Here is a 26,296-nt window from a genome sequence, read left to right on the forward strand (position 1 = left end):
CCATCTCCTCGCGTCTCGTACTCACGGCACCCCTAAGTGAGATTCAGGCAGCGAATGCCTCGCCGAACTGCCGGGCCCGCTTGACATCATCGGTATGTAAGTAGATGGACGTGGTCGAAATTGAGGCGTGGCGGAGGTTGTCGCGCACTGCGCTCAGTTCGACGCCCTTGGCCAGCGCGTGGGTCGCGTGGGTGTGCCGCATCCAGTGTGGCGTGGCCCGTCGGAGCTTCTCTGCCAATGCTGGATGGTCGCCTTCGATGATGTCCGCTGCGAGCCTGAAGAATCGGCGCATGACTTCCCACAGGCGCAGGGGCGTGATGCCCATCTCGCCACCGTCCAAGTTGCCGATCAAGGGCGTAGCGGGTTTCCAGCGGGCGCGGCTGACAGGTAGCCCGCGCTCCAGCAGGTAGCGTTCCAGCGCCGCGCGGGCCAAAGGCGTCAAGGTGACCTTGGCGGGCTTGCCGCCTTTGCCTACCAAGTGCAGCCACTGATCGCCGGCGGCATCGACTTCGAGATTAGGCAGGGCGGCATTGGCCAGTTCGCTGACCCGCAGTCCCGTGGCGTAACCGAAATCCAGCAGAAAGCGAAGCCGTTGTGCCGCCGCGGCTTGCCAGCGGTATGACCACTCGAGGCCGTTGGCGATGGTGCGCACCAGCAGCCATTCTCCCTCGGTGAAAGCGTGTGTGGTTTCCACGGCCATGGCACGCTGGCTGCCGCGCACCTTGATGCCCGCAAAAGGGTTGGCCAGTACATAGTGCTGTTCCATCAGCCAGCGGAATAGCGCGTTGAGCACGGCCAGCGCATGGGCGACCGAGCGGGCCGAGAGGTTATCGACAAACGGGCGCCAGTCCGGCGACGTACGTGGCCGCGGGGGTCCGACCCAGCGCTCGCGCGGCGTCGGTCTGCGCAGAAAGGCCCGATAGTCGGTCGCATCCTTGGTAGTCAAGGAAGACAAGGCCTTGCCGCGCGCGACGATGGCCCACAGGATTAGACGCTCGGCTTCCTTGCGATACGCACGCTGCGTGGCCGGGGATTCGTGTAATCCCAGCCAGGCTTGGATAGCCTCGTAGTCGTTGTCCACGCCAAGAATGCAAGTTGATGGCGGCGCGCGGAAGGCGCCGGACGAACCATCAACTTCGTGTGGTAACTGCAGCCGTTCCCACGGCGTCACGATGGACGCGCGGTCAGAAACGATCAGGGCGCGGGCACGCTCGGTGAGCGCGGGGTGCGCGGCGAAGAAGGCTTCGATCTGGCGGGCGCTGGCGGGCCCAAGTCCTGGGACAGCAGTCCACCATCGGCGCCGGCGCGGGATACGGACGGTGAGATCGGCGAGCGTAGCGATGCCAGCGGCCTGCAGGGCGCGCACTGCGCGCGCCGGTAGCCACTGATCCACTGCATCGCTGATCTGCGGTGCAGGCGCGGAGGCTATGCGCAACTGCTCAATGGCCGCGGCGGCAGCCCGGGCGTAGCCCATGCGCCCAGCTGCGGCACAAGCGAAGATCTCCGCCAGGTCGGGGCGCTGGCGTTGCCGGGCGTACTCAACGAGTTGACGCCGGATCGCGCCGATGAGGCCGCGCGCCGACTGGCCATGGCCAAGCCGATCGCGCAGGAAGCGGTCGGCGGTTTCGCGGGAGGAGGCGCCCTCGTACCAGGCGCGCAGCGCTGCAAGGGCAGCGGTGTCCGGTAAGGCGTCAGGGATTGGCAGGGCTCGGGGCATTTTGCGGAAAGGCAGTTTTGTACCACGATGATGGCACAGAGATAATAACTCTTATCTCTGCGGATACGTTTTTGATCGTTGCGATGCTCAGGCACAACGCAGGATATGCGCCGACCGGGGCAGTGGGCATGGGCTAGAATCGGCTGCCATCGGACTCCGAATCCTCCACGCAATCCTTGCCGCGGCCGAGTACGCGATCGAGCATTTCCGCGTCCAGCCAAAGGATCAGGTCGAGCCGAAGGCCGTTCCCGCCCCGAAGCGGTGCCTTACCCGTTCAATGTCACCGGCTCCTAGTCGAACAACAACGGACGCTGAACCGCGCAGCCGGGGCCAAGTCAGATGGTTCGTTTGGCGCATGCAACAGCCCGCGCTTTCAGGGGCTCGCCGGGAGGACACGACCCTCCCGCCATTAGCTCTCCTTACCGAGTCGTTCTCGTAGGAATTCAATAAAGCGCTGGGTTTTTGCCGGGAGCAATCGTGTTTCGGTCAGCGCATAGACTGGCGTCGACCTCGTCTGCCATTCGGGGAGAATTCTCCGCAGGCGCCCTGCAACCAGATCGTCTTCGGCCATCTCCACCGGCAGCAAGGCCACACCCAGATCCAGTGTCGCCAATCGCCGGAACATTCCCACGCTATTCACCTGGAATCTTCCGCCGACTTCTACCTCGATCCGCTCTTCACCACGCTGGAGCGCCCACTTCCCTGCTTTGGGAAAGCCGATGCACTCGTGACGAGCCAGGTCCGCAGGATGAGACGGCTCGCCAGAAAGCTCTAGGTAGCGCGGTGAAGCATATACCTGCACGGAAAGTCGAGCCAACAGCCGAGCAATTAGATTGGATTCTGTCGGCTCGCCCATGCGAATCGCCACGTCGAATGGCTCGCTGACCAGGTCCACCCGTCGGGGGGTCAGGTCGAAGTCAAAGGTAATGCCCGGATAGCGGCTCGCAAACTCGGCGATCAAGGGTGCCATGTAGATCGTCGCAAAGTCGACTGGAAGCGATGCCCGCAATGTGCCGCTCGGCTGGGCAAGCATCTCGCCCAGTTGTTCATGGGCGATCTTCGCTTCGTCGACGATCCGCTTGCACCGGTCGTAGTAGAGCTGACCGGCCTCGGTCAGCTCCACTCTTCGCGTGGTCCGGTGCAAAAGCCGCAGCCCGATCGCCTTCTCCAGTGCGTTGATCCGCCTCGATATGGTCGAGTTGGGTATGCCAGTCACCTCGGCCGCACCCCGAAAGCTCCGTACTTGGGCGACCTCTACGAACAACGCCATGTCATTCAGCAGTTCCATTCTAATTGCGCCATTTATGGATCAATTATCTCCAATTTACCACCTTTATCTCCTCAGGGAAGCAATCCAGAATAGGTACATCGCCTCAGCGCCTTGAGGCGGGCCGGCAAACAAGCGGTTCAGAAACCTGCGTTTGCGCACCTACTTACACGTTCAAGGAATTACCTATGAGCAAGCTTCTTACCCCCGTCCGCATCGGTCGCTATGTCGCGCCAAACCGCCTCGTGATGGCCCCGATGACTCGGTCCCGCGCTGGGGAAGACGGTGTCCCGAGCGAAATGACAGTGACGTATTACGCACAGCGAGCCAGCGCTGGCCTCATCATCTCAGAAGGCGTGTTCCCATCTGCAATGGGCAAGGGCTACGTGCATACGCCCGGTATTGAGACCGACACTCAGGTCGCAGCGTGGAAGAAAGTGACCGAAGCGGTTCACGCTCGCGGTGGTCGCATCTTCATGCAACTCATGCACTGCGGCCGGGTTTCGCACCCGTCGTTGCTGGATGGTGCTACGCCAGTCGCCCCATCGGCAATCAAGCCCGAAGGCAAGGCGTGGACCCCTGTCGGCCAGGTCGACTTCGTCACGCCACGCGCGTTGGGCCTCGGTGAAATCGCCGGCATCGTGGATCAGTATCGTCAAGCCACTCGCCGTGCAATCGCTGCAGGCTTTGACGGTGTCGAACTGCACGGTGCGTCGGGCTATCTCCCCGAGCAATTCTTGTCGTCGGGCAGCAATCAGCGCGACGATCAATACGGGGGTTCTGTCGAGGCCCGTGCTCGCTTCGTGCTCGAGGTGCTGGACGCAATGATCGCCGAAGCCGGCGCCGACCGTGTCGGCATCAAGCTCTCTCCTGAGATGAACTACAACAGCATCACGGATGCCGCACCGCAGGAAACCTACAGCTATCTCGTCAGCAAGCTTCGCGGAAAGGGCCTGGCCTATCTGCATGTCGCCCTGTTCGGAACGAAGGTCGACTATCACGCATTGCTGCGCCCGCTGTTCGACGGCGCCTACCTGATCGGTAGCGGCTTGACGCAGGACAGCGCCGAAACGGTGCTGAACGAAGACAAAGCCGATGCCACGGTCTTCGGCAGCGCGTTCCTTGCGAATCCGGACCTGCCGGAACGCTTCCGCCAGGGAGCCGCGCTCAACGCACCCGACCGCGATACGTTCTTTGCACCGCCCACTGCCAAGGGATATATCGACTATCCCACGCTGGCTGCTGAAGCAGCCTGAGGAGCCACTCATGACCACCACCGCCCGCATGCAGCGCGCCAACCGCGGAAGCCATTTCCGGGCCTACCGCCTGCATGGCGCCGATCCGGCCCTGCTTGATCCCTTCATGGGGGTCGACCATGCGTGGATGAGCGCACCGACGTTTCCGCCGCACCCTCATGCCGGCTTCTCCGCGGTCACCTATCTGTTCCTCGATTCAGAGACGGGAATTGCCAATCGCGACTCGCTGGGCAACAGTGTGCTCATCGAGCCGGGCGGCTTGCATTGGACGGCAGCCGGGCGTGGGGTGGTCCATGAGGAGAATCCTGCCGTGTTGGGCAGTACAACCCATCTCCTGCAGATTTTCGTAAATCTCCCGCAAGAACGACAGGAAGCCGAGCCGTTCGCACTGACGTTGTCGGCGCGGGATGTGCCGGTGGTACAGCGGCCTGGCGTACGGATGCGCATTCCGCTGGGCAACTTCGCGGGCATGCAATCACCCCTGATGCCGCCGACCGACGTCACGTTGCTCGACATCTCGCTCGATGCCGGCGCCGCCTTGGATCTGCCGTTGCCCGCAGGGCACCAGGCCTTCGTCATGCCGATCTTCGGTAGCGCGGAACTCGATGGAGAGACTTTCGGACTCGACAACCTCGGGGTCCCCATTCTCCCTGTCGCGAGCGAAGCGACCACATTCAGGCTCGTCGGAAAGGCTGGAGGTGCCAAGGTCGCCGTATTCATCGGCCGCCCGTTGCATCAACCCATTCTTTCAAACGGTCCCATGGCATTCGCGAGCCAGGAAAGTCTGTCCGCTGCAACCGCTGCGTATCACCGTGGCGATATGGGAAGCCTGTGAGCGCTTCCCAAACTTCCGGGGCGGATGCCCCACTTACCACGAAGGAGTCATCATGAAAGCTGAACGATTCACTGCCGAAAATAGTGCATTGCTGCTCATCGACCATCAGGTTGGCACGATGCAACTGATCAAGAACATCGATCGTGGGCTTGCGGCCAAGCAGTCCATCGCACTGGCCAAGATGGCGAAGATTCTAAACCTGCCCGTTGTCATTACGTCGAGCCAGGAAGATCGTGCCCAAGGTCCGATTCTTCCGGAGATCGCCGAGATTCTGCCGCAAGCGCACGCGGCCCGAATCAAGCGCCCTGGCGTGGTAAATGCGTGGGCCTACCCGGACTTCCGTGATGCCGTGCTCGCCACGGGGCGCAAGAACCTGATCATGGCGGGTGTGACCACCGATGTCTGCCTGATTTTCCCTTCGATCGACGCTGCACTTGAGGGCTTTAACGTTCAGGCCGTAATGGACGCCTCGGGCTCCCCCAGCGATCTTTCCGAAGAGTTCTCGCGGCAGCGGATGCATGACGCAGGCGTCGTTCTCACGGCAACCAACACGCTCATGGCTGAAATCGCTCAGGACTGGTCTACGCCTGCCGGCCAACAGTTGATCGGGTTGTTATTCAGCGACGTATTTCCCGCGCTCGGCGCCAGCATCTCCTGACGCTGAAACCAGTACTCTTCCGCGGAACGAGTCCCGCATCCAAGCGGGCTCGTTCATCGGTCGATGAACTCTTCCCCTACATGAGTTCTCTGCCTGCCCATCCGGCCAACAACCAAGTCTCATGAAGGCCAAGGCCATGAATGCACCTGACGCGCGAATCCTCATCGTTGGTGGCTCTCTCGCTGGTCTCACGCTTGCCTTGGCCTGTGCATCCAGGGGTGTGCAGGTTCATGTTGTCGAGCGATCTGCCCGCCGCCGACAAGGTGGCGACAGTCTGAGCGTTGATCTTTCAGCGATGGCAGCGGCAGTCGGTCATGATCCGCGCTTGCAACCTATATTGCCCGTCGTTCACGCCTATCGTGATCGCCACCTGACGACATGGCCAGCGTTGCATTCGTGGCTGCGAGATCGTACCGCCGAAACGCCTGGAGTATTCGTTGACGAGGGACGGGCGGTCGCGTCGATTACCGACCAGGGTAACCGCGTGCAGGTCCACTATTCCGACGGGGCAGAAATGATTGCCGATGCGGTAATCGGCGCCGACGGATACCACAGCATCGTCCGCCGAGCCGTTGCACCCGAGGCACCGCTTGCACGTTTCGCAGGCTACGTCGTCTGGCGAGGACTGGTTGAAGAGAGGGCGCTCAAAACCCCTATTCCATTGCCCGTCACCCGAGGCCTATGGATTGATTTCGTGGAGGGATACCGGCTCGTCGCCGCTGTGCTTCCGGGTCGCAATGGTTCTCTCGAAATCGGCGAGCGGCAAGTTACCTTTGCATGGTTCGACACGCACCGAGAGGAGTTACTTCGCCGCACCGCTCGCTTGACTCCGGACGGGTGCTTGGTTGGGACACTCGGACGCGGAGCGATTGATGCAAAGGTCCGGGAAGAGCTCTTCGGACTTGTACCAAGGATTTGGCCCGCGACCTGGGCAGAGGCCGTAGCTGTAGGGATCCAGTCGACAGATGCACTCAGCGGCGCGCCGATTGCCGAATATGAGCCGACGCGGCTTGCGTCCGGGCCGTTGGCAATCATCGGCGATGCCGCGCATGTCGTTTCACCGATGACCGGGCGGGGCTTTGCGACCGGTGTCGAAGACGCAGCCGTCCTTTCAAATATGCTTGCGGACCGGAATGTCAACGAGCCAATCTCTATGGCTCTGGCGCGTTACAACGCGGCGAGACTTCCGTATGTGCGCGCACTGGTAAGGCAGTCCCGGCAGATAAGCGCGGAGTATCTTCGCTATGCTGCCGATCCTGATCGTTACTGATGGCAGGTGCGGACGCCATCATCGCCGCCATCGCAACTACCCGGTGCTACGCGGGAAGATCTCGACCATGGTTTCACCTCATAAGTTTCTACGGGTCTTGCGGGTCAGAAGGCCACACGTGCAACGTCGCCGTGCTATGGCGATTCAAGCGTCTGCTGAATCAGCACGGGCCGGGGAGGTTGGATATAAGTGTGGCGTAAAGCGGTCCCTGGGATCGCGGAAGGTGTCGACATCTCAAGACTACGAGGACGCTGCGCGTGTGCAATAGAGCTTCCCGAGATTGCGAGCGCGACTGTCCGCTTGCGGCTCCGCTCTCCGAAGAGCCGCCGGTTGCATTGGACGCGTCCGATGGGTGATCTCATCTTGAGGCTCGCAGTGGTGGCGGCCCGCGGATGCAGGCACTGCGCGGGATCACCTCGATGATCAGCATGGGTGCGCCACAGTGTCGGCAGCGCAAGGGCGTCGGGGCAGCGCGATCGGTGTCGTCCGGTGAAGGGACGACATTGGGTACGACGCTCAATAGCTCGCGCGCTCTGGCCAGGTTTGCGCGACGCACCGGGTTGGCAAACAGACCGTAGTGCCGGATGCGGTGAAAAACACCGGGTAGCACGTGCAGCAGGAAGCGTCGCATGAACTCACCGACGTCCAAGGTCATGGTCTTGTAGCGGGTGCGGCCCCGGGCACGGTAATCCTTCCAGCGGAAGGTCACGCCCCGCTCGTCCATCGGCAGCAGGCGCTGGTTGGAGATCGCCACGCAATGGGTAGAGCGCGATAGATAAGCCAGCACCGCCTCGGGTGCGGCGAACGGCCGCTTGGCATACACGACCCATTCGGAGGTGCGAAGTGGCGCGATCCACGGTGCAAAGGCGGTCGGATCGGCGAGCGCAGCGTAGTCGCCGAAGAACCGCAACCCGGGGACGATGCCGTGCACGTGCGGATGATGCGTGAGTGCCGATCCCCAGGTGTGCAGCACCAGGGTCGCGCCAATTTGCGCCCGAGGTGCTTCGGGTCGGCGGCAATGGTGCGCAGGGTGTCGGCGGCGACATCGAACAAGAGGCCATAGATCACGGCCTTGTTGTACAGGCGATGGCGCTGATGGGCGCGGACAGTGTGAAGACGACGTGGTAGTACTTCACGGGGAGCAGGTCCTCACTGCGCGCTTCGAGCCAGCGATGCGCAGCGCTGGCCTGACACTTGTGGCAATGCCGGTTGCGGCAGGCAATTGTAGGTGACGCTACCCATGTCGTCTCACCCATGACAGGAAGTGGCTTTGCGAGCGGCGTAGAGGATGCGGCAGTCCTCTCGCGACTACTTGCCGATCGGCGCGTGAACGAACCGTTCTCCGCTCCTTTGGCACCCTACGAAGCAGCGAGACTGCCTTTCGTCCGCGCGCTGGTCAGGCATTCGAGACGAATCAGCAGCGACTACCCTCTTTACGCAACAACAGTTTGACTGGGCGCCAGTATTCCCGCGCGTTGTCAATCAACCATTGAGCGCATGGGTCCTCAGCGAAGGATGCCTGCTTGCATTTGCCTTCCTCGACAAGTCTAGGAAACGACCAATTGCTCAGTCGGTATCAGTGGCAAAAACTTCTGTGACCACGGAGCGCAGCCATTTCGATTTGGGGTCTTTGGCAAAGCGCCGATGCCAGTACACCTTCAGATCGTAATGCGGAATTTCAACTGGAGGCGTCACAATGCGCACCCTTTTGGAGTCGGCAAACACATTGGCTACCGTGCGCGGAAGCACAACCACCAGGTCGGACTCGGCAATGATGGTGGGGATGCTCATATAGTGCGCAGTATGCAACACGATATTGCGCTGGATGCCCTGCTTGGCGAGAACCTCTTCAAACATCTCCTGGCTACGACTTCCATCCTTGACGAAAGCATGTTCTGCAGCCTGGAACTGCGCCAAGGTCATGCGCAGTCCTTTGATTCGGTGCCCCGTGCGCACCAGACAGACAAGGTCATGCGAGAACAGGCGCCGCTGGAAGAATTCGGCCTTGCGTAGATCCGGGAAATAGCCCAGCGCCAGATCGACCTCACCGGCTCGCAAAGCTTCCTCCAACTGTGCGGGAGCGAGGCTGACGCCACGAATGCGCGCCGACGGGGCTGTAGCACGGATGTGTTGCACCAGCTTTGGCAGAAACACGATCTCTCCGATCGCGCTCAGGGAAAAGACGAATTCATCGCTGCATACCAGTGGGTCAAATTCCGGTGCTCGTAGGATGTCGTGATCGATGGCGTCCAGGACTTCCCTTGCCTTGCCCGCAAGGCGTTGCGCGCGAGGCGTGGGCGACATGCCATCGACCTGCCGGATAAACAGGGCATCTCCCAATGACTCCCGCAACCGGGCGAGAGCGGCGCTGGCCGCCGGCTGGCTCATCTTCAAGCGCTTGGCCGCTGCAGTCACGCTGCCGGTGTCGTAGATCGCCAGCAAAACCCGCAGCAAATTCAGATCGAGTCGCATGTATATCTGAAAATCAAATAATCTGAATTATAACAATTTGCTTTGTTTATGGGATCGGCGCCGCTACATTTTTCAAAAACCAGCCGGCAGGATGCGCAGCATCGATGCCTGCGGGGCAGGAGACAAATGTAGCCAGACCGGTTCACTGTGACCGGAAGCGCGTACCTGACTCCTCCTGCCTCGTGGTCTGCCGGCGGCGATCAACAGGAGACCCGATGATTCACCTTTCCGATATCCGTTATGTGCGTCTTGGGACGCGCGACCTGCAGGGTTGCGAGCAGTACGCTACGCAGATGCTGGGCCTGGAGGTCGCGCATCGCGAGAAGGGCGCCCTCTACTTCCGCTCGGACAGCCGCGACCACACGCTGTGCTATTTCGAGGGCGATCCCAAAGACCACACTTCCGCCTTCGAGGTGGCGTCTGCCGCCGAGCTTACCGCGGCCGCGGACTTGCTCGATCGCAACGACGTGCGTGTCGTCACCGGCTCGAAAGAGCAGTGCGAGTTACGACGGGTCGGTGCCTTCATCAACTTTCGTGATCCGTCTGGCAACAGTATCGATCTCGTTGTCGCACCCGATCACAGCGGTCGCCGCTATTTTCCATCGCGCGATGCCGGCATCAGCGGCTTCAGCCACATCGGCTTGCGCTCGACCAATCCGGCGCGCGACGAAACGTTCTGGACGGGGCTTTGCAATGCAAAGGTAAGTGACTGGATCGGCGAAGCGCCGTTGCTGCGAATCGACGAAATCCACCACAAGATCGCGCTGTTCCCTTCCACATTCGCCGGCGTTCAGCATATCAACCACCAGGTGGAGAGTGTCGACGACCTGATGCGGTCTTACTACCTGTTGCGCGAACGCGGCGTCCGCATCCTCTTCGGTCCGGGACGGCATCCCACCTCAGGCGCCGTGTTCCTCTATTTCGAAGGTCCGGACGACATGATCTACGAGTACTCGACTGGCGTCAGGACCATCACGGAGGAAGATGAGAAGACCTACCGCCCTCGTCATTTTCCCACCGGTACCTCGTCATCCTTCTGCATGTGGGGCGCCACGCCGGACATTGCCGAGTTCCGCTCATGAGCACGACCTCCACTCTCTGGGATGCGCAACAACGCCTCTTGCGGGTAGCGGCGCGGGCGATCGGCCGCGCTCATCTCGCCCACGCCTATGGACATTGCAGTGTCCGCCTCAGCCCGAGCGAATTTCTGGTGTGTGCGGCCAAACCGATGGGGCTGATCGGTGAAAGCGACATCGGCACCGTGGTGAACGTCAATGGCGCGCTTCCTGAAGGCGTGCTGGGCGAAGTCCGCATTCACCAGGAGATCTACCGACAGCATCCGCACATTGGCGGCGTCGTGCGCAGCATGCCACCGGCAGTGATGGCGTTGTCGGCAGCGCGCCTGACACCGCGTTGCCTGCACGGCATTGGCACGTACTTCTCTGCCGGGGTGCCACTGTGGGACGACCCGCAACTGGTCCGCACGCCTGAGCAGGCGGCAGCGGTGGTCGAAACACTGGGTACGGCCAGCGCGGTGGTGATGCGGGGAAATGGCGCCGTGATCGCCGGCGCTTCACTGGAGGATGCGGTGGTACTGACGTGGTACCTGGAGGACGCGGCGCGCATGGATCTCGCGCTGCGAGGTGCCGGTCTGAGCGACCACGCCGCGGTCATCTCGCAGGAGGACGCCGAATTGCGAGCGACACGCGTTGGTCGGATCTTCGAACGGATGTGGGAATACCTGACAGCCGGTGATTCGGAGGGAACGGCGATCGGATCGCCTTAGCGTTCCAGGCGAACGCTTCCGATTTACAGATGAGGCAGCACGAGCTGCCCGAGGGGTGAGACATGAAGGAAGACAAGGTAGTCGATATCGAAGACATAGTGGACCAGAGCCATTTGTCTCGATTCCAGGTCGTCGTGCTGGCCCTATGCGGGTTGATCGTCGCGATGGATGGATTCGACACTGCCGCAATTGGATACATCGCGCCGGCCCTACGGCAGGAATGGGGCCTGGCCGTTTCGGCCATGGCACCGGCGTTCAGTGCTGGCCTCTTCGGCCTGCTGGTAGGCGCCTTGTTAATCGGGCCACTGGCGGACAGGATCGGCCGCAAGCGAGTGATGCTGCTCTCCGTGGCGATCTTCGGTCTTGGCACCGTGGTATCAGCCGCATCGACCTCGCTGGAGATGCTGGTCGCCCTCCGTTTCCTGACGGGGCTGGGATTGGGTGGTGCCATGCCGACGTCAATCGCGTTGACATCCGAATACGCGCCCAGGCGGCACCGGATGTTCCTCGTCACCCTCAGTTTTTGCGGCTTCACGGGGGGCTTTGCCCTTGGCGGTGAGCTTGCGGCGCAGCTTATCGTGGCCTACGGGTGGCGTAGTGTACTGGTGCTGGGCGGCGTGATGCCTCTGGTGTTGCTGCCGTTCCTCGCGGTTGCCTTGCCGGAGTCGGTGCGCTATCTGGCGGCACGGTCGGAACACCAGCGGCAGTTGCATCGATTCGTGGAAAAAATCTGTGGCGACACTCGCTGGCGCGATCACACCATCGTCGCCTCCCATGATGGAGCGGTGGCAAAGGCGTCCGTCAGCCAGTTGCTTGCAGCCGGGTTGCTGCGGCGTACGGTCTTGCTCTGGGTCGCCTACTTCTGCTCGCTATTCGTGTTCTATCTCCTTTCCAGCTGGCTGCCCACCATCATGCGGGAGGCCGGCCATCCTATCAGCACCGCGGCGCGGATTGCGGCCATGGCGCCGCTTGGCGGCACCATTGGCGCGCTGGTCCTGGCGCGCTTGATGGACAGGCTCAACCCATATTACGTACTGGCGGCATCGTATGTGGGCTCCAGCCTCGCCCTGGGTGCGATTGGATTGACGATTGACTCGCCAAGCCGGTTGGCAGTCGCAGTGTTCGGTGCCGGTTTCGGTGTGGTCGGTGGGCAGACCGGCATGAACGCGCTGGCCGCAACGTTGTACTCAACGTCAATACGCGCCACCGGTGTCAGCTGGGCACTGGCCATGGGGCGCATCGGGTCCATCGTCGGTGCCATCAGTGGTGGCATGTTGATGACGCTGTTCGCAGATACCCGGATGCTATTCCAGCTAATCGCGCTTCCTCCCGTGCTTGGGGCGATTGCCTTGGCTTGCTTGTCCGCTGCGCAAAAACGACAGACCACCGCAGCTGCGGTGCTGCTCGGGTCCGACGCGCCCTAGACGGTGCGGATCCAATCCCTTTTCAAAATCAGTCACCGAGGCAATTGCATGAAACAGTTCCACAACTTCATTAACGGCGAATGGGTCAGCACCGGACGGACCTTCGAGGACCGCAATCCGGTCGACAACAGCCTGATTGGGCACGTCCACGAGGCCGGCCAGGCAGAGGTTGACGCTGCCGTCGCGGCCGCGCGCCGCGCGTTGCACGGCGAGTGGGGGCGCATGACGGTGGCCCGGCGCGTCGAACTGTTGCACGCCGTGGCCGACGGCATCAACCGCCGCTTTGACGAGTTCCTGCAGGCCGAGATTGCCGACACCGGTAAGCCGCTGTCGCTCGCCAGCCACGTCGACATTCCACGCGGCGCAGCCAACTTCAAGGTGTTCGCCGACCTGATCAAGAACGTCCCGGCGGAGAGTTTCTCCATGGCCACGCCCGATGGCGGCGAGGCCATCAACTACGCGGTGCGCTCCCCGCGCGGCGTGATCGGCGTGGTGTGCCCGTGGAACCTGCCGCTGCTGCTGATGACCTGGAAGGTTGGCCCGGCGCTGGCCTGCGGCAATACGGTAGTGGTCAAGCCGTCCGAGGAAACACCGGCTACCGCCACCTTGCTTGGCGAAGTGATGAACGAGGCTGGCGTGCCGCCCGGCGTGTACAACGTGGTCCACGGTTTTGGCCCGGATTCCGCCGGCGCCTTCCTGACCGCGCACCCGGGTGTGAACGGCATCACCTTCACGGGCGAAACCCGTACTGGTGAGGCCATCATGAGGGCCGCTGCCAATGGCGTGCGTCCGGTCTCGTTGGAGCTGGGCGGCAAGAACGCCGGCATCGTGTTCGCTGACGCGGATTTCGACAAGGCCGTCGCCGGCATTGCGCGCGCGGCCTTCGAGAACAGCGGCCAGGTCTGCCTGGGCACCGAGCGCGTCTACGTGCAGGGGCCGATCTTCGAGCGCTTCGTCGCGGCGCTCAAGGCAAAGGCTGAAGGCTTGCGGCTGGGCTCTCCGTACGGAGACGGCGTGAACCTGGGCCCGCTGGTTTCGCTGGAGCACCAGGCCAAGGTGCTGTCGTACTACAGGAAGGCGGCTGACGCGGGGGCCACCGTGGTCACCGGCGGCGGCGCGCCCGAAATGCCCGAAGCGCTGGCCGAAGGCGCCTGGGTGCAGCCCACCATCTGGACAGGTCTGCCCGAGGACTCGGCCGTGATCCGCGAGGAGATCTTCGGCCCTTGCTGTCATATCGCGCCATTCGATACCGAGGAAGAAGCCATCCGGCTCGCCAACGACACCCCCTACGGCCTGGCCGCGACGGTGTGGACATCCGATCTCGGCACGGCACACCGCATGGGTAGCGCGCTGGAGGTGGGCATCTGCTGGATCAACTCGTGGTTCCTGCGCGACCTGCGCACTGCCTTCGGCGGCGCCAAGCAATCCGGCATTGGCCGCGAGGGCGGGGTGCATTCGCTGGAGTTCTATACCGAGCTGCGCAATGTATGCGTGAAACTGTGAGCCGTACCATGAAACCAGAACAGATCCTTGATATCGCTGCTGGCCTTCACCATGCGCTGGCCGCGCGCGAGGCCATCGCCCCCCTGACTGAAAGCTATCCGAATCTGTCCATCGAGGACGCCTACGGGATCCAGCTTGCCATGGTGCAGCATCGGCTGGATGCCGGCGAGCGCGTGATCGGTAAGAAGATCGGCGTGACCAGTCGGGTGGTGATGGACATGCTCAATGTGCGCCAGCCAGACTTCGGGCATCTGCTGTCCGGCATGGTCTACGGCGATGGCGCCGCCATTGCCGTAGACACGCTGATCGCGCCCAAGGCCGAGGGCGAGATTGCCTTCGTGCTCAAAGAAGACTTGGAAGGCCCAGGCGTCACCAATGCCGATGTGCTGCGCGCCACCGCCTACGTGCTGCCGTGCTTCGAGATCGTCGACTCGCGCATTCGCGACTGGAAGATCCGCATCCAGGACACGGTGGCGGACAACGCGTCGTCCGGCGTGTTCGTGCTCGGCGACGCCGCCGTGGACCCGCGCGGGCTCGATCTCAGTACCGTCGGCATGACGCTGGAGAAGAACGGCGAGATCGTCGCCACCGGTGCCGGTGCCGCTGCGCTCGGCCATCCCGCCAACGCCGTGGCGTGGCTGGCCAATACGCTGGGCCGTCTCGGCATGGGGCTGAAGAAGGGCGAGGTGATCCTGTCCGGCTCGCTGGCCGCGATGGTGCCGGTCAAGGCCGGCGACCAGCTTCGCATCAGTCTGGGCGGCATCGGCTCGGCTGGCGTGCGCTTCATCTGAACGGATTCCACTTAGCAGCCCACGACAACGCCATGAATCTCACCCAAGACACCATCCAGCAGCTCGCCGAGCACCTGGAGAACGCCGAACTCAACCGTGAGCCGGTGCGAAAAATCACCGACAAGCATCCCGACATGGACTGGGATGATGCCTACGCCATCCAGGACGCGATCCGGGCACGCAAGGAGGCGCGCGGCACGCGCATTGCCGGCCTCAAGATGGGGCTGACGTCGTTCGCCAAGATGCGCCAGATGGGCGTGACCGATCCGGTTTACGGCTTCCTGACCGACTATGGCGCGTGCATGGACGGCGGCGTCATTGATACCGTATCGCTGATCCATCCCAAGGTGGAGGCCGAGATCGCCTTCGTCCTCAAGCGCCCGCTCAAGGGGCCCGGCTGCCATATCGGCGACGTGCTGGCCGCCACCGATTTCGTGCTGCCCGCGGTGGAGGTGATCGACTCTCGCTACGAGAACTTCCGCTTCGACTTGAAGAGCGTGATCGCGGATAACACCTCCTCGGCCCGCTTCGTGGTGGGTGGCACGCATCGCAGCGCCGATGGCATCGATTTGAAGAACCTCGGCGTGGTGATGGAAAAGAACGGCGAAGTGGTTGCCACCGCCGCCGGCGCTGCCGTGCTCGGCCACCCAGCCAGCAGCGTGGCCATGTTGGCCAACATGCTGGGTGCACGCGGGCGCGAGCTGCCGGCCGGCACCTTCATCATGACCGGCGGCGTGACCGAGGCGGTGGCGGTGCAGGCGGGCGACAACGTCACCGTGCGCTACCAGCACTTGGGGACGGTATCGATGCGTTTTGTCTGATAACAGCGCACAGGCCAGCGGGAGCAAGACTGTGTGCTCCCACTGACAAATGACAGGAGCAAGGCAATGCCCATCATGCAAGTCTTCCTCATGGAAGGAAGGACTGAAGAACAGAAAGCGGGCCTGATCGGTGCCCTCACTGACGCGGCGGTGGAGTCGATCGGCGTCCCGCGCGAATCAGTGCGCGTGCTGATCACCGAAATGCCCAAGGCGCATTTCGGCATCGGCGGAAAATCAGCCAAAGAATTGGGCCGCTAATGGACAGCGGCGGCAACGGAGAATCAGCATGGACATGAAAGCAGGCAAGCACAAGGTTGCCATCATTGGTTCGGGCAATATTGGCACCGACCTAATGATCAAGGTGATGCGGCACGGCCGAAATCTGGAGATGGGCGCGATGGTCGGCATCGATCCCGCCTCCGACGGCCTGGCGCGCGCTGCTCGCCTGGGCGTTCCGACTACCGCCGGGGGTATCGAAGGCCTGCTGGCAATGGAGAGCTTTGGCGATATCCGCATCGCTTTCGATGCCACTTCGGCCGGCGCGCACGCGCACCATAATCAGTTGCTGCAGCAGCATGGCGTGCGAGTGATCGACCTGACGCCGGCGGCGATCGGCCCCTATGTGGTGCCAGTGGTCAACCTGGACCAGCACCTCGAGGCCAGCAATCTAAATATGGTCACCTGCGGCGGCCAGGCCACCATACCGATGGTGGCCGCGGTATCGCGCGTGGCGAAGGTGCACTACGCCGAGATCGTGGCGTCGATCTCCAGCAAGTCGGCCGGGCCGGGTACGCGCGCCAACATTGACGAGTTCACCGAGACCACCAGCAAGGCGATCTGCTCGGTAGGCGGCGCCGCGCACGGCAAGGCCATCATCGTGCTGAACCCCGCCGAGCCGCCGCTGATCATGCGCGATACGGTGTTCACGCTGTCCGATCTTGCCGACGAGGCGGCGATCGAGGCGAGCATCGCGGAGATGGCGCAGGCCGTGCAGGCCTATGTGCCCGGCTACCGGCTCAAGCAGCGCGTGCAGTTTGAGCGCATTCCTGCTTCTGCGCCGCAGAACGTGCCGGGCATCGGGCTCGCAAGCGGACTGAAAACCACTGTGTTCCTCGAAGTGGAGGGTGCCGCTCACTATCTGCCGGCCTATGCCGGCAATCTCGACATCATGACCAGTGCCGCGCTGGCCTGCGCCGAACGCCTGGCCGAGACCAGTCTGGCAGCCGCCTGACCGTGCAGAAGGAGATAGAAATGGATCTAAACAAGAAGCTTTATATCTCGGATGTCACTCTGCGCGACGGCAGCCACGCAATCCGCCACCAGTACAGCCTGGAGCATGTGCGCCGTATTGCCGCCGCGCTGGACGCAGCGGGCGTGGACTCGATCGAGGTCGCGCACGGTGATGGGCTCTCGGGCTCGAGCTTCAACTATGGTTTCGGCGCTCATACCGATGTTGAGTGGATCGCTGCTGTAGCCGAGACCGTACGTCGCGCCAAGGTGGCGACGCTGCTGCTGCCCGGAGTGGGCACGGTGCACGACCTGCGCGCAGCCTACGATGCCGGCGCGAGAGTCGTGCGCGTAGCGACGCACTGCACCGAGGCGGACGTCTCGCGCCAGCACATTGATTTTGCGCGCGAACTCGGCATGGATGCCGTTGGCTTTCTGATGATGAGCCATATGACCGATGCCGCCGCGCTGGCGCAGCAGGCGAAGCTGATGGAAAGCTATGGTGCGCAGTGCGTCTACGTGGTTGATTCCGGTGGGGCGCTGAACATGAACGATGTGCGCGATCGTTTCCGCGCCTTTAAGGACGTGCTTAAGTCCGAGACCCAAACTGGCATTCACGCACACCACAACCTGAGCCTGGGCGTCGCCAACTCCATCGTCGCGGTGGAAGAAGGCTGCGACCGTGTGGATGCGAGCCTGGCCGGCATGGGTGCGGGCGCAGGGAACGCGCCGCTGGAGGTGTTCATCGCAGCCGCAAGCCGGCTGGGTTGGAAGCACGGTTGCGACCTCTACACCCTGATGGATGCCGCCGATGACATCGTACGCCCGTTGCAGGACAGGCCAGTACGCGTGGATCGGGAAACCCTTGCGCTGGGCTACGCCGGCGTCTACTCGAGCTTCCTGCGCCACGCCGAGGCCGCAGCAGCACGCTACAAGCTGAAAACCGTCGACATCCTGGTCGAGCTGGGGAAGCGTCGCATGGTTGGCGGCCAGGAGGACATGATCGTCGATGTGGCGCTCGACCTGGTTACGCAGCGAGGCGGGGAACCGGCCGAGGCCTAGCGAGAACCTTCGCCGTGGATTGACAGCCCCGGTGAATTTCAGGCGAGCCGGTCATGCAGAGACTGCAGGCCGGTGCAACCGCCGAACGGGCTAGGCCCGAATCGCGTCAGGAGGCAAAAAAGGAAAGCGTCGCGCTTGCCGCGGGGCTCTCTATTCTCACGCCAAGTGACAGAAATTGCAGGCACGTATGGCGGGGCATTTACCACCTTGACGGAGGCTCGGTGGCGCTCCTGCAACGTCAACCAATAACTATATGACGGTAATGGAGGAGACATGAAAATTCGTAAGATGGCCACTATGCTGCTGATGGCAACCCCCGGACTGGCCGCAGCGCAGAACGTTACGTTGTATGGAGTCGTCGACACCGGCATCGCCTTCGTCAACGGCATTGGCCAGGCACGCGACACCGTAGCTTTCATGCCTAGCCTGACGAGTACCGTGCCGTCCCGTTGGGGCTTGCGCGGGAGCGAAGACATCGGTGGCGGCAATAAGGCGATCTTCTGGTTGGAGTCTGGCTTCCTGCCAGACAGCGGTGCGTCTAGCCAGGGAGGGCGTTTATTCGGCCGCCAGGCGCTGGTAGGCATCTCGGGGGGCTGGGGACAGGTGGCACTCGGGCGCCAGTACACGATGCTGTTCTGGGCCATGGCCGAGCCCGACATGCTCGGCCCGAATCTCTTCGGTTCTGGATCGCTCGACAGTTACATACCAAATACGCGAACGGACAACGCCGTGTCCTATAAAGGCACCTTTGGTGGTGTGACGGTCGGCGCTACCTACAGTTTTGGTCGCGACACCGTCAATGCCGGCCCGAGTCCGGCCGGCACCAACTGCGCGGGGGAGAACCCCGCAGACCAGCGAGCATGTCGTGAGTGGTCGGTGCTCCTGAAATATGATGCGGCGCGCTGGAGCGTAGCGGCGGCCTACGATTCGTTACGAGGAGGGCCTGGTGCTTTTTCTGGCCTGACAAGCAGTGCCCTGACCGACGACCGGCTTTCCCTCAATGGGTATTTCATGGTGGGAGAGGCGAAGATCGGAGGCGGGTGGCTGCGCCGCGACAACCGGGCAAGCGCGACACCGCGCAGTGATCTCTACTACCTTGGGACGTCCTACCCGATCACGCCGACGATCAGCGTCGATGCAGAGGCCTTTCACCTTCGCTTTCACAACAGCCCGAACAAGGCATGGCTGTTCGCAGGCCGCGGCACCTATGCGTTCTCGAAACGGACATCCGTGTATGCGACGGCCGGCTTTATCGACAATCTCGGAAACCTCGCCTTGTCAGTCAACAGTGGTCAGGCCGGCACCAACCCGGCGCCAGGTGGCAACCAGTTTGGCGCTATGGTCGGCATGAAGCACATATTTTAGACGAGTGGCTTTTGCACGGCGCCGGGGAGCGGCGCCCGTGAGAATCCAGGCGCCTTCATGCCGCGTCGGGCACCCACAGAATCATTCGGCATGCATTCCGTACTGCCGCCGCAATGAGCTTTTCACAAGCAAAGCGCCGTGGCGGCCATGACTGCCCGGAATAGCCGCATCACACGCGCACAAAGAGGAGACGAACATGCTTCAAGCAAAGAGATGGATTGCCTTCATGGCCATCGCCCTATCCTGTACGCCGGGAGCACAGGCCGCTGACCCAATCAGGATTGGTTTCATCGGCTCCCTCACCGGACCACTGTCGACGTTGTCAACCGACATGAAAGACGGATTCAATCTCGCGCTCAAGCACAAGGGGGGCAAGCTGGGCGGTGCCGACACTGTCGTTGCGTACGGCGACGACCAGGCCAACCCGGATACCGGCAAGCAGGTCTACGAGCGCATGGCCAAAAGCGAGAATGTCGACATCATCACCGGCATGGCATTTACCAACGTAATGCTGGCCGTGGCACCGACGGCGTTCAAGGACAAGATCTTCTTTGTCAATTCAAACGCAGGCCCTAAGGAGCTCGCGGGGGCTTCATGCAATTACTATTACTTCAATCCTACCTGGCATACCAGCGCACTGTCCGAGGCCGCTGGCCGCTTCGCCACCCAGAAGGGATACAAGCGGATATTCGTGATTGCGCCGAATTATCAGGCGGGTCGCGAGCATGCTGAGGGCTTCGAGAAAGAATACAAGGGCGAGATCATAGGTCGCGCCCGCAACAAAGTGGGCCAACTGGATTTCTCAGTGGAGATCGGCCAGATCCGCGCCGCCCAACCCGACGCGGTCTTCTTTGCATTGTGGGGGCCGATGGCGATTAATTTTGTCAAGCAGTTCAATCAGGCCGGCCTGAACAAGAAGATCGACCTGGTCACGGCCGGCTTCGCCGTCGACGCCGACACCCTGCCTGCACTCGGTGATGCTGCCGTCGGCATCTACAACACCAGTCAGTGGAGCCCGGACCTTCCTAACGCGGTTAACAGGAAATTCGTCGAGGATTTCGAGAAGGAATTCAAGCGTCCGGCCTCGAGCTACGCCTCGCAGGGCTACGAGGTTGGACTGCTTCTGGACGCTGCGATACGCGACAGCAAGGGTAAGTACAAGGACGACAAGGTGCTGCACGATGCAATCATGTCGGCAAAATTCGAATCGGTGCGCAGCTATTTCAAGTTCTCCTCAAACCAGAACGCGACTCAGCACATCTACTTGCGCCAGGTGGTGAGGAACGAGAAGGGCCAGCTGACCAACAAGACCGTCAGCAGCACGCCGGTATATGCCGACCAGAGCGATCCCTACGTGGGCGAATGCAAGCTCGCGGCGAAATAGGGTAACTGTTGGAAGGAGTACATCATGCTGGTTTTTCTGTTTGAACAGCTCCTCAACGGCGTGCAGTTCGGGCTCATGCTGTTTCTGCTGTCGGCGGGCCTGACGCTCGTGTTCGGCATCATGAACATGATCAATCTGGCGCATGGGTCGCTGTACATGATCGGCGCCTATCTGGTCGCCACGCTGACCCTGAAGACGGACAGCTTCCTGTTAGGGCTGGTCGGCGGCGTGGCGCTGACCGCGGCGATTGGCATCTTGCTCGAAATGAGTCTGTTGCGCCGGCTCTATGACAAGGACCATCTTACGCAGGTACTTGTCACCTTCGGCATCATCCTGATCGCCAACCAGGCGGTGCAGGAGATCTGGGGGGCTCAGCCGATCATGACCAGCATGCCGGCCTCGTTGAGTGCGTCCGTGCCGCTCGTCGGTAGCTTCGAGTATCCAGTCTTTCGGCTGTTCATTATCGTCGTCGGCCTGCTGATGGCCGCATTGCTGGCGCTGCTCATCAAGAAGACGCGGGTGGGCATGTGGATCCGGGCGGGCGCGTCCGACCGTGAGATGGCCTGTGCCATGGGGGCGAACATCAACCTTGTGTTCTCGCTCGTCTTTGGTCTTGGCGCGGCGCTGTGCGCCATCGCCGGAGGCCTGCTTGGTCCTTTGCTGTCGATCAATGTCGGCATGGGCGAGAGCATCCTGATCCTGGCCTTCGTGGTGGTGGTGATCGGTGGCATCGGTTCCGTCCAGGGTGCGCTTGCCGGCGCCGTGCTCGTCGGCATTGTCGATGCGCTGGGCCGAGCAATGATTCCGATGGCGCTGCGCAGCTTGCCGGACCAGGCACTGGCCGAATCGCTGGCATCTACGCTATCCGCCGTTTCGATCTATCTACTGATGGCGCTGGTCTTGTACTGGCGGCCGCAAGGTTTATTCTCGCGCTGAGGCTGTAATGAAATCTCATTCTCACATTGCCTGGGTACTGCTTGCCATCCTGCTGATCGGCTTCCCCGCGATCGCACAAGCGTTGGGCGGCAGCTTCTACGTTGGCTTCGCCACGCGGGTGCTGATCCTGGCCTTGGCCGCATCCAGCCTGCGACTGCTGGTCGGCGAACTGGCCCTCGTATCTTTCGGACACGCCGCCTTCTTTGGCACGGGCGCCTTCGTGGTCGCCATCTTGTCAAAGGAACTGACGGCACCGGTCGGCTTGCTGCCTGGTACGGATTCCGCATGGATCGCCTGGCCGATTGCCGTCATGGTGTCGGCGTTGCTGGCCGTGGTGATCGGCATGATCTCGCTGCGCACGAAGGGCGCTTACTTCATCATGATCACGCTTGCGTTCGCTCAGATGACGTTCTATTTGTTCGAATCACTGAAGATGTACGGTGGCGACGAGGGCATCAACATGGCGCACCGCTCCAGGCTTGGCTTCGGACTCGATACGAGTGACAACGTCACGTTCTATTACGTGATCCTTGCTACCGTTCTCCTGGCGAACCTGTTCTTCCTCTTCCTGATCCGGTCGCCGCTGGGGCGCGTGATGAAAGGCATCAAGGAAAACGAAACCCGGATGCAGGCGCTCGGCTACCGCACCTACAGGTACAAGCTGATGGTGTTCGCGATCGCCGGCGCCGTGGCGGGGCTGTCCGGTGCACTCCTGGCCAACCAGAACAGTTATGCAAGCCCCAACCTGTTCAGCTGGCTGCAGTCCGGCAACCTGCTCATCATGGTAATTCTCGGAGGCAGCGTGAACTTCTGGGGTGGCGCTGTAGGTGCCATCGTTTTTTGTGTGCTGGAAGAGTTGCTACCACACCTGACCGGGTACTGGCAGATGGCCATGGGCGTTTTTGTGATTCTGGTTGTCATGCGTGCGCCGGAAGGATTGACCGGCCTGCGGTTGCGCGTCCGGGTCCCGCATGCGGCGCAAGGCCGTTCGTCGAGCGAGGTGGGAAATGGCTGACAAAGTGTTGTCGGTACGGGGCCTCGTCAAGCGCTTTGGCGGACTGGTGGCCACCGATCATGTCGACTTCGACATCATGGACAATCAAATCCACGCGCTGATCGGGCCAAACGGAGCAGGCAAGACCACGTTTATATCTCAGCTCGCGGGCGGTCTGCATCCGGATAGCGGGTCCATTGCATTCCACGGAACCGACATAACCCGCCTGAGCATGGCCGAGCGCGCCGACATCGGCCTGGTGCGCTCTTACCAGATCACCAGCATTTTTCGCAATCTCTCGGTATTCGAGAATCTCGCGATCAGCGTTCAGTCGCGGCTGAAGGCAAGCTTCCGCTTCTTTGGCAAGGCATTGGTTGAACAGTTGCGCGAGGAAGTGGTTTCGGTTGCAAGCCGCATCCAGTTGGCGGACGACCTTCACACCCTGGCCTGCCACTTGTCGTATGGCCAGCAGCGCCAACTGGAAATCGGGCTCGCGCTGGCGCTCAGACCGCGCCTGCTGCTGCTTGATGAGCCGATGGCCGGGCTGTCCCCGAACCAGGTGCCCTGGTTTGTCGACTTCATCAAGAGCCTGAAGGGCAAGGACCTGTCCATCCTGCTAATTGAGCACGACATGGACGCGGTCTTCAGACTGTCCGACCGGATCTCAGTGTTTGTGTCGGGGAAGCGGATCTTTAATGGGTCACCCGACGAAGTCAAGAATAGCGCGGAAGTAAAGCGCGCCTATCTGGGAGAGTGATATGAGCCTGCTGGAGCTGACATCTGTTGAGGCCGGCTACGGTGCGAGCCAAGTGCTGTTCGGTGTTGACCTCTTCGTCAAAGAAGGTGAAGTCGTGACGCTGCTTGGCCGCAACGGCATGGGGAAGAGCACGACCGTTAAGGCTATCTCCGGGCTGCTACGCCCAAGGCGCGGCAGTGTGCGCTTCAACGGATGCGAGGTGGCCCGGATGGCGCCGGAACGCATCAGTCGAAATGGGATCGGGCTGGTGCCGGAAGGCCGCCGGATTTTTTCCAACCTCACGGTATACGAGAACCTCGTTGCGTTCGCACGCCAAGGTCAGTGGAGCTTGCAGCGAATATACAAGCTGTTTCCGGTCCTGGAAAGGCGTAAGGACAACATGGGCTCCCAGCTTTCCGGCGGCGAGCAGCAGATGCTGGCCATTTCGCGGGCACTGCTGACCAACGCCAGGCTGCTGCTGATCGACGAGGCGACCGAAGGGCTGGCGCCGCTGATCCGGCAGGACATCTGGCGCTGCCTGCACGAGGTGAAGAAGGAAGGCCAATCGATCCTGGTTATTGACAAGTATGTCCAGAACCTGCTTGACCTCGCGGACCGTCACTACTTCATCGAAAATGGAAGGATCGGATGGACGGGAAGCAGCGCACAGCTGAGTGAACAACCGGAGATCTGGGAGCGATTTCTTGGCGTTTGATCGCTCACCAGTGGGAGCCGCGTGAAAGAGGAAAGGCCGGAAGAATTGAACTGCACCCCAAAAGTTGGACACCAACTTTTGGGGTGTTTTCATGTATAGGTACACCGAGCAGTTCAGACTGTCGGTCATCAAGGAGTATCTGACCGGGCACGCAGGGGCCGGCGCGCTCGCCAAGCGCTATGGGATTGACGAGGGGACGGTGCGGCGGTGGGTTGCAGCCTATCGGCTGCATGGCCAAGCCAGTCTCAAGCGCAGGTACAAGACCTACAGCGCAGAGTTCAAGCTCTCCGTGCTTGAGCGGATGCGCCGCCAAGGCTTGTCGCATCGGGAAGTGGCGGCGCTGTTCGACATCCGCGGTAGCGGCGCCATTGGCGTGTGGGAACGCCAGTATGATGCTGGGGGTTTAGAAGCTCTGACGCCTCGCCCCAGGGGACGACGGCCCAGCAAGATGCCACAACGGACTCCCAAGACAAAGCCATCGCGGTCATCAGGCGACCTGACGCGCACGCGCGAAGAACTCCTTGAAGAGTTGGACTACCTGCGCATGGAGAACGCGTACCTAAAAAAGCTCGACGCCTTGGTTCAAGCGAGCAAGACATCTGCGCAACCCAAAAAGCGCAAATAGTGCTTGAGCTGAGGCAGCAGTACCCGTTGGCCGGCTTGCTGAGGGTGGCAGGACTGGCGCGCAGCACGTTCTACTACCAGCAGGCCGTGCTGCAGGCCCACGACAAATATACGGAGCTGAAAGCGCGCATTCGCGAACTCTTTGCCCGGCACATGGGCCGTTATGGCTACCGCCGCATCACGGCGGTAATCCGGCAAACCGGCACGATCGTCAACCACAAGACGGTTCAGCGCCTCATGAGAGAGATGGGACTGAAGTCGTTGGTCCGGCCGAAGAAATACCGCTCCTACAAGGGCACGGTAGGCCGTGTCGCACCCAATGTTCTGCAACGGCAATTCCAGGCCAGGCGTCCGAATCGGAAGTGGGTAACCGACGTGACCGAATTCAACGTGGCCGGCGAGAAGCTGTACCTCTCCCCGGTGCTGGACCTGTACAACGGCGAGATCATCGCCTACGAGACTGCCCGTAGGCCCACCTTCGAGATGGTGAGCAATATGCTGAAGAAGGCGTTCCGCCGCCTCAGCCCGAAGGACCGACCGCTGCTGCATTCCGATCAGGGTTGGCAGTACCAGATGCCGGCCTATCAGCGGATGCTCAAACAGCGCAGAATCCGTCCCAGCATGTCCCGCAAGGGCAATTGCCTCGACAACGCCACCATGGAAAGCTTCTTCGGCACCCTGAAGTCCGAGTTCTTCTACCTGAACAAGTTCGCCAGCGTCGAGGAGCTACAGCAAGGCCTGCGCCAATACATTCACTATTACAATCACGACCGCATCAAGCTCAAACTTAAAGGGCTGAGTCCCGTGAAGTACAGGACTCAGCCCTCTCTAGCCTAGCAAATCAACTGTCCAACTTTCTGGGGTCAGTTCAGAATTTCCGGCTCTTTCATGTCGAAACGCGTGTACGCAAACCGCTTTCACTCTGGCGACGTCGAGAAGCCATTGCGTTACCCGCGGTTGATCTGCAGGATTTCCACGTCGTTATCTGCATCGACGCTCGCCACGCGGGCCAACCTAGCTGCCCGCGCGGACGGGCTATGCGAGAGCCGCGATGCCAGCGTGCGCGATTTCGGCATCTTCGTTGGAGCGGACGCCGCTCACACCGATCGCTCCGGCGCAGCTACCGTTGACCATGATCGGAACGCCGCCTTCCAGGAGGCAGTCCAGGCCTGGCGCAGACAAGAACGCATGCCTGCCGGCGTTGACCATGTCTTCATAGAACTTGCTTTCACGCTGGCCCATTGCCGCCGTGCGGGCCTTGGCGGCTGCGATGTAGGCGCTTGCCGGCGAAGCACCGTCGGCCCGCTGCAGCCATTGCAGATGGCCTCCATCGTCGACGATGGCGATCGTCACGACCCACTGTTTTGTGCTGGCATAGGCCTGGGCAGCGTCGGCTACCTTCTTCAGTTCCGCCATGCCGAGACTGATCTTCTGATACATCTTAAGTCCTCTC

25 protein-coding genes and 1 pseudogene are annotated in these 26,296 nt (G+C 61.6%); 21 read left to right on the forward strand and 5 right to left on the reverse strand.

The annotated features are described in order from the left end of the window. Positions 1 to 43: 43 nt before the first annotated feature. Together CYJ10_RS12265 and CYJ10_RS12270 are read right to left on the reverse strand one after the other, a co-directional pair. Positions 44 to 1,717: a site-specific integrase gene (locus CYJ10_RS12265; protein WP_101681767.1), complete on the reverse strand. Its 1,674-nt coding sequence runs from the start codon at positions 1,715 to 1,717 to the stop codon at positions 44 to 46. 409 nt (positions 1,718 to 2,126) lie between these two features. Further along, entirely contained in the window at positions 2,127 to 3,005 is an 879-nt protein-coding gene (locus tag CYJ10_RS12270) for a LysR family transcriptional regulator (protein ID WP_101681768.1), read from the reverse strand. Positions 3,006 to 3,172: 167 nt separating this feature from the next. Here CYJ10_RS12270 and CYJ10_RS12275 point away from each other — a divergent pair, with 167 nt between their 5' ends. The 4 genes from CYJ10_RS12275 to CYJ10_RS12290 all read left to right on the forward strand — a co-directional run bounded on the left by CYJ10_RS12275 (position 3,173) and on the right by CYJ10_RS12290 (position 7,003). Further along, positions 3,173 to 4,240: an alkene reductase gene (locus CYJ10_RS12275; protein WP_101681769.1), complete on the forward strand. Its 1,068-nt coding sequence runs from the start codon at positions 3,173 to 3,175 to the stop codon at positions 4,238 to 4,240. A gap of 10 nt (positions 4,241 to 4,250) precedes the next feature. Further along, positions 4,251 to 5,075 (forward strand): pirin family protein, encoded by an 825-nt coding sequence (locus CYJ10_RS12280; RefSeq protein WP_101681770.1) that lies wholly within the window; start codon positions 4,251 to 4,253, stop codon positions 5,073 to 5,075. Between the two features lie 52 nt (positions 5,076 to 5,127). Next, a complete protein-coding gene (locus CYJ10_RS12285; protein ID WP_101681771.1) occupies positions 5,128 to 5,733 on the forward strand; it encodes an isochorismatase family protein in 606 nt (201 codons plus the stop codon). A 121-nt stretch (positions 5,734 to 5,854) separates the two neighbouring features. Continuing rightward, complete coding sequence (locus CYJ10_RS12290; protein WP_257993272.1) at positions 5,855 to 7,003, forward strand: FAD-dependent monooxygenase; 1,149 nt, start codon at positions 5,855 to 5,857, stop codon at positions 7,001 to 7,003. Positions 7,004 to 7,361: 358 nt separating this feature from the next. On the opposite strand, the pseudogene CYJ10_RS12295 reads toward CYJ10_RS12290, so the two are convergent. Then, a pseudogene (locus CYJ10_RS12295) lies at positions 7,362 to 8,223 on the reverse strand (IS91 family transposase); the annotation flags it as partial. A gap of 34 nt (positions 8,224 to 8,257) precedes the next feature. Here CYJ10_RS12295 and CYJ10_RS12300 point away from each other — a divergent pair. Then, positions 8,258 to 8,455, forward strand: a complete 198-nt coding sequence (locus tag CYJ10_RS12300; RefSeq protein WP_257993273.1) for a hypothetical protein — start codon at positions 8,258 to 8,260, stop codon at positions 8,453 to 8,455. A 114-nt stretch (positions 8,456 to 8,569) separates the two neighbouring features. Here the strand turns inward: CYJ10_RS12300 and CYJ10_RS12305 are convergent, their stop codons facing one another. Then, complete coding sequence (locus CYJ10_RS12305) at positions 8,570 to 9,475, reverse strand: LysR family transcriptional regulator (protein WP_101681772.1); 906 nt, start codon at positions 9,473 to 9,475, stop codon at positions 8,570 to 8,572. A 215-nt stretch (positions 9,476 to 9,690) separates the two neighbouring features. Between CYJ10_RS12305 and CYJ10_RS12310 the strand changes: the two genes are divergently transcribed. The 16 genes from CYJ10_RS12310 (at position 9,691) to CYJ10_RS12385 (ending at position 25,680) form a co-directional block, all read left to right on the forward strand. Then, positions 9,691 to 10,557, forward strand: coding sequence for a VOC family protein (locus tag CYJ10_RS12310; protein ID WP_101681773.1), 867 nt, complete (start codon positions 9,691 to 9,693; stop codon positions 10,555 to 10,557). Beyond that, positions 10,554 to 11,261, forward strand: a complete 708-nt coding sequence (locus CYJ10_RS12315; protein ID WP_101681774.1) for a class II aldolase/adducin family protein — start codon at positions 10,554 to 10,556, stop codon at positions 11,259 to 11,261. Before CYJ10_RS12310 ends, CYJ10_RS12315 begins: the two co-directional genes overlap by 4 nt. 62 nt (positions 11,262 to 11,323) lie before the next feature. After that, positions 11,324 to 12,685, forward strand: coding sequence for an MFS transporter (locus CYJ10_RS12320; RefSeq protein ID WP_101681775.1), 1,362 nt, complete (start codon positions 11,324 to 11,326; stop codon positions 12,683 to 12,685). A gap of 48 nt (positions 12,686 to 12,733) precedes the next feature. Next, the gene (locus CYJ10_RS12325; RefSeq protein WP_101681776.1) at positions 12,734 to 14,188 is read left to right on the forward strand and encodes a 2-hydroxymuconic semialdehyde dehydrogenase; all 1,455 of its coding nucleotides are present in this window, start codon (positions 12,734 to 12,736) and stop codon (positions 14,186 to 14,188) included. Positions 14,189 to 14,196: 8 nt separating this feature from the next. Further along, the gene (gene dmpE / locus CYJ10_RS12330; protein ID WP_101681860.1) at positions 14,197 to 14,979 is read left to right on the forward strand and encodes a 2-oxopent-4-enoate hydratase; all 783 of its coding nucleotides are present in this window, start codon (positions 14,197 to 14,199) and stop codon (positions 14,977 to 14,979) included. A gap of 32 nt (positions 14,980 to 15,011) precedes the next feature. Further along, a complete protein-coding gene (gene dmpH, locus CYJ10_RS12335; RefSeq protein ID WP_101681777.1) occupies positions 15,012 to 15,800 on the forward strand; it encodes a 2-oxo-3-hexenedioate decarboxylase in 789 nt (262 codons plus the stop codon). Between the two features lie 42 nt (positions 15,801 to 15,842). Further along, on the forward strand, positions 15,843 to 16,058 hold the full coding sequence (locus tag CYJ10_RS12340) for a 2-hydroxymuconate tautomerase (RefSeq protein WP_257993289.1): 216 nt from the start codon (positions 15,843 to 15,845) through the stop codon (positions 16,056 to 16,058). Positions 16,059 to 16,086: 28 nt separating this feature from the next. Next, positions 16,087 to 17,031, forward strand: coding sequence for an acetaldehyde dehydrogenase (acetylating) (locus CYJ10_RS12345; protein WP_101681779.1), 945 nt, complete (start codon positions 16,087 to 16,089; stop codon positions 17,029 to 17,031). A gap of 20 nt (positions 17,032 to 17,051) precedes the next feature. Further along, the gene (dmpG, locus tag CYJ10_RS12350) at positions 17,052 to 18,089 is read left to right on the forward strand and encodes a 4-hydroxy-2-oxovalerate aldolase (protein WP_101681780.1); all 1,038 of its coding nucleotides are present in this window, start codon (positions 17,052 to 17,054) and stop codon (positions 18,087 to 18,089) included. A 273-nt stretch (positions 18,090 to 18,362) separates the two neighbouring features. Further along, positions 18,363 to 19,454 carry a porin gene (locus CYJ10_RS12355; protein ID WP_101681781.1) on the forward strand — a complete coding sequence of 364 codons (1,092 nt, stop codon included), beginning with the start codon at positions 18,363 to 18,365 and terminating at the stop codon, positions 19,452 to 19,454. 196 nt (positions 19,455 to 19,650) lie between these two features. Beyond that, positions 19,651 to 20,838: an ABC transporter substrate-binding protein gene (locus tag CYJ10_RS12360; RefSeq protein ID WP_101681782.1), complete on the forward strand. Its 1,188-nt coding sequence runs from the start codon at positions 19,651 to 19,653 to the stop codon at positions 20,836 to 20,838. 24 nt (positions 20,839 to 20,862) lie between these two features. Further along, positions 20,863 to 21,774, forward strand: coding sequence for a branched-chain amino acid ABC transporter permease (locus CYJ10_RS12365; protein WP_101681783.1), 912 nt, complete (start codon positions 20,863 to 20,865; stop codon positions 21,772 to 21,774). A gap of 7 nt (positions 21,775 to 21,781) precedes the next feature. Further along, positions 21,782 to 22,789: a branched-chain amino acid ABC transporter permease gene (locus CYJ10_RS12370; protein WP_101681784.1), complete on the forward strand. Its 1,008-nt coding sequence runs from the start codon at positions 21,782 to 21,784 to the stop codon at positions 22,787 to 22,789. After that, a complete protein-coding gene (locus tag CYJ10_RS12375) occupies positions 22,782 to 23,525 on the forward strand; it encodes an ABC transporter ATP-binding protein (protein WP_101681785.1) in 744 nt (247 codons plus the stop codon). Before CYJ10_RS12370 ends, CYJ10_RS12375 begins: the two co-directional genes overlap by 8 nt. Position 23,526: 1 nt before the next feature. Continuing rightward, the gene (locus CYJ10_RS12380; RefSeq protein ID WP_101681786.1) at positions 23,527 to 24,219 is read left to right on the forward strand and encodes an ABC transporter ATP-binding protein; all 693 of its coding nucleotides are present in this window, start codon (positions 23,527 to 23,529) and stop codon (positions 24,217 to 24,219) included. 91 nt (positions 24,220 to 24,310) lie between these two features. Continuing rightward, positions 24,311 to 25,680, forward strand: a protein-coding gene (locus tag CYJ10_RS12385) for an IS3 family transposase (RefSeq protein WP_374703210.1) whose coding sequence is annotated in 2 segments (ribosomal slippage) — positions 24,311 to 24,779 and positions 24,779 to 25,680 — 1,371 coding nt in all. Because the reading frame shifts where the segments join, the coding sequence is not laid out codon by codon here. Positions 25,681 to 25,878: 198 nt separating this feature from the next. Here CYJ10_RS12385 and CYJ10_RS12390 read toward each other — a convergent pair. After that, positions 25,879 to 26,283 carry a GlcG/HbpS family heme-binding protein gene (locus tag CYJ10_RS12390; protein ID WP_101681787.1) on the reverse strand — a complete coding sequence of 135 codons (405 nt, stop codon included), beginning with the start codon at positions 26,281 to 26,283 and terminating at the stop codon, positions 25,879 to 25,881. Positions 26,284 to 26,296 lie beyond the last annotated feature (13 nt).

Source organism: Cupriavidus pauculus (genome assembly GCF_002858765.1).
Lineage (GTDB): Bacteria > Pseudomonadota > Gammaproteobacteria > Burkholderiales > Burkholderiaceae > Cupriavidus > Cupriavidus pauculus_B.